The following is a 458-nucleotide window of genomic DNA, read 5'->3' as shown; positions in this document are numbered from 1 at the left end:
GGCGCGACCACTTCGATGATCTCGGAGACCTGGGCGACATCGAGCAGCGCGGCGACGCGTGGCGCGACGTTCTTGCCTGCGGACGTCGCCGGCGCGATGATCGTGTCGTAGGCGCCAGCCAGCGAGACGACCAGTGCCGCCGTCGGCTCGGCCAGGCGCTCGGCGAGTTCGTCGGCCTCGGCGAGCAGCACCTTGCCCACGCCCTTCAGTTTCGCGGCCGCATCGGCAGCGGCCTTGGCGCCTTTGCCGGCCACCAGCACATGAACGTCCGAGCCGATCTGGAGCGCTGCCGATAGCGCCTTGGCGGTCTGGTCGGAGAGGCTTGCGTTGTCGTGTTCGGCGATGAGGAGAATTGCCATTTTCTTTGTCCTTTCCCGACCGCTTAGAGCACGCCGGCTTCGTTCTTCAGCTTCTCGACCAGCTCGGCGACGCTCTTGACCTTGACGCCGGCCTTGCGG

Annotated in this window: 1 protein-coding gene and 1 pseudogene; both read right to left on the bottom strand. The window is 66.8% G+C overall.

Features of this window, described 5'->3' with window-relative positions:
• The coding region (locus ACWGS9_RS35365; protein ID WP_459077410.1) for an adenine nucleotide alpha hydrolase family protein at nucleotides 1–359 on the bottom strand (359 nt) is incomplete at its 3' end.
• Between the two features lie 23 nt (nucleotides 360–382).
• Nucleotides 383–458: pseudogene (locus tag ACWGS9_RS35360) on the bottom strand (electron transfer flavoprotein subunit beta/FixA family protein); the annotation flags it as partial.

The sequence above is a fragment of the Mesorhizobium sp. Arg314 genome (assembly GCF_053714275.1).
The sequence above is the reverse complement of the archived record's forward strand: the minus strand, read 5'-3'. Positions and strand labels throughout refer to the sequence as shown.